3 protein-coding genes and 1 pseudogene are annotated in these 2,830 nt (G+C 37.3%); 3 read left to right on the top strand and 1 reads right to left on the bottom strand.

The features are described from left to right. Positions 1-879 (bottom strand): annotated as a pseudogene (locus ACFQZ1_RS11035) (IS4 family transposase); the annotation flags it as partial. A 229-nt stretch (positions 880-1,108) separates the two neighbouring features. Here ACFQZ1_RS11035 and ACFQZ1_RS11030 point away from each other — a divergent pair. From ACFQZ1_RS11030 to ACFQZ1_RS11020, 3 genes are read left to right on the top strand one after another with little or no spacing between them, the layout of a single operon-like run. Continuing rightward, positions 1,109-1,321, top strand: a complete 213-nt coding sequence (locus ACFQZ1_RS11030; RefSeq protein ID WP_000979036.1) for a helix-turn-helix transcriptional regulator — start codon at positions 1,109-1,111, stop codon at positions 1,319-1,321. Continuing rightward, a complete protein-coding gene (locus ACFQZ1_RS11025; RefSeq protein WP_377882242.1) occupies positions 1,318-1,752 on the top strand; it encodes a hypothetical protein in 435 nt (144 codons plus the stop codon). Before ACFQZ1_RS11030 ends, ACFQZ1_RS11025 begins: the two co-directional genes overlap by 4 nt. Before the next feature lie 18 nt (positions 1,753-1,770). Further along, positions 1,771-2,247, top strand: coding sequence for a small multi-drug export protein (locus ACFQZ1_RS11020; RefSeq protein ID WP_025149318.1), 477 nt, complete (start codon positions 1,771-1,773; stop codon positions 2,245-2,247). Positions 2,248-2,830 lie beyond the last annotated feature (583 nt).

The raw sequence follows: 2,830 nt of genomic DNA, 5'->3' as shown, positions 1-2,830 counted from the left end.
ATGCCCATTAAACGTTTACTTTTATCCTTCATGACAATGCCTTTCTTCTTTTCACGTATCGCTTGGTTTTTCAGGCGTGTTTGCGTTTGATCATCGGTTAAACGATGGATCATGACACGTGCTGGAAGCTTCTGATTTTGGCCAATGTATGCCTCAGGGATTTCTATCGTTTCACCAGGGATTAGACCAGACATCATTTGTGTCATATCAAGTTGGATGTATTCTGTCTGCTTTTTTAACGTACCATTGTTGAAGTATTCTGGTTCAGGGTTCTTGATATAAATGCGTGTATTCAGCTTCAACCTCGAGATATAGTAAGCCTTTTTATCGTGAATCGCTTGTAAATCACTTAAATCAAAGTAACCGAGATCACGCAAACATAGGTCTCCTTTTTCAACGGTTTCAAGACAAATGGTACCGTATGTTTTATCATTGTTCTTTCCTGGCCCAAGATGTACGTTTAAAAATTGACCACTGAGTAAATCGTATTCAAGTTGAATCTTCACCCCCGCAGTATTACTACTTCCTCCTGACCCTTGATAGTCAGTGGCGAAGGTATCTGGTAATTGAAACACCGTCGCATCTAAAATACGAATACGATTGAAAATAGACATCATGTGTGCAGAAAGCGATTGATTGGAACAGAGTTTTTGTGTGAGAAGAGAAGTAAAGACTTCTCGAAGAAATTTGTGTAAGTGATGTGCTAGCGATTTCCTGACTGAGCCATACGCAAAGGGCAATGAGTTCGTTTGCTTGATATTTACTAGATCGCTGTACAAAGCCAACTTGTCTGGCGATGTCTTGTAGGACTACTGGAGATAGAAAGCATTGTAATTCTTGTGAGAATAGATACAATTCTTCAGAAAGTGAGAGGTCCATAAAAAAACGCCATCCTTTCCTATGATTCTACAGAAAGAATAGCGTATTTTTTCATTTTATGGGGTATTTTGTTTTGTTAGCTTGATAGCGATGGGGTGGGCTCCCTTTTTAACTTAGGGGTAATTTATGTCGTATTTAGCAATTATTCATTACATAATGCAAATGATTGTTTACATTTAGTTAGTAATCATTTACAATTACAGTAATTGTAAATGAGGAAAGGGAAATTATGATGCTAGAAAACAGAGTTAGAGAATTACGAGCACGATTTAGATGGACTCAGCAAGACTTGGCCGATGCAATTGGGGTCACAAGGCAGACAATTGGATTAATAGAAAAAGGTGATTATTCTCCATCTGTCACTATGGCGTTAAAAATAGCTGCTGTATTTCAAGTTACCGTAGAAGAGGTTTTTTATTTAAAGGGAGAGGAACGATTATGATAAAACAGGTTTTAAGATCTCCACTTATAGGGGTCAGTATATTTGTGTTGATTATTGCATTTTTACTATTTTCTCTTATGAATACACAAGTCATTTTAGCAAAGTTATGTTTCGGGATTTTAGTGACGGTTACTTTTTTATGGCTCATTCTCACAAGGATTTATAACCGAAAGAATCCTCATGATAAGATTAGGTTATTTGGTTTTATACCATCTGAATTTCGTGAAATAGATGAAGGGCAGCAGTGGGTAACCTATAAGGCTTGCCGAAGTGTGTATATTTACTATAGCATTGCGCTTCCAGTAACGGCAGGGATTTGTTTCCTCTTTTCTCAACATAATTTTGTTCCATTATTGTGCATTGGTTTACTAGGTGCAGGTCAATACATTGTCTATTGGTTAACTACTGTTCTTATTTTAAATCGTATTTAACAAAGGGGATGAAACAATATGGTGGAGTGGGCTCAAAATGCGGGTGCATTATGGCAATATGTAGTGTTATTCCTTTTAGCTTTTGCCCCATGGATGGATGTATCAATCGTTGTACCACTTGGTATCGCATGGGGGTTACAACCATTTGCAGTAGGAGTAACAGCATTTGCAGGAAATCTTATCTTGGTTCTATTACTCGGTTTTTTCTTTAAACAATATGCAAAATGGCAAGCAGCAAGAAAACTAAAAAAAGGTATAACTACACCTTCTAAAAAAGAAACCCGATCAAGAAAAATATGGGAACGATATGGTATTCCAGGTTTGGCTCTTCTAGCTCCAATTCTCGTAGGAACTGATATTGCAGCCGTATTAGCTTTAACATTTGGATCTAGCCGGACACACGTCATAAGTTGGATGACGGTCAGTCTAGCAGTATGGACAGTCATTTTTACAGTTGCTGCGATGTATGGGCTTAGCTTTTTAAATATTATTTAGGATATCATGATGATTTTAGGTAATCTAAAATCGTTCACTACCTAAAAATTATGGAGTGATGAAGTGAGTTCATATAATATCAAGACAAAAGCTTTGACCAAAAACATTTGAACACTCAACTAGCTGTACGATATGGTCATAGTACCGTAGTTCACGAACTTATATGGGTAGAAACACATTGCTATCAAGCTAATATTTTGAAGCATCCCCAGAACAAAAAAATTGTACATTTTCATCTGGAGATGTCAATTTTCTCGTTTTGGGGTATTTGCTTTTCTTAGGTTGATGGGCATGTGGCGGTACCCCTGTTAAAAATGATGCTAATCTCCCATATAGTTCAGATAAAACAGAATCCATTCCACTATGCACACGTTGAAATACATTCTTTATATCCCACTACGTTCAGATAAAAATCGGCTTCGGTGGGTCACCGCCACCACTTGGCTTTGGCTTTATATCCCACTACGTTCAAATAAAACCCCCTTACACAAAACAAAGCAAAAACCGCATTATATCTACAGAAGCATCATATCACATTTCTACCCTTTTGCAGTGAACCACCGGTCTTGTTTCATACCAATTT

Origin of the sequence: Bacillus sp. CGMCC 1.60114 (assembly GCF_042676365.1) — a bacterium.
GTDB classification, from domain to species: domain Bacteria; phylum Bacillota; class Bacilli; order Bacillales; family Bacillaceae_G; genus Bacillus_A; species Bacillus_A rhizoplanae_A.
Note: the sequence above shows the minus strand (reverse complement) of the source record. Positions and strands in the feature narration are given on the sequence as shown.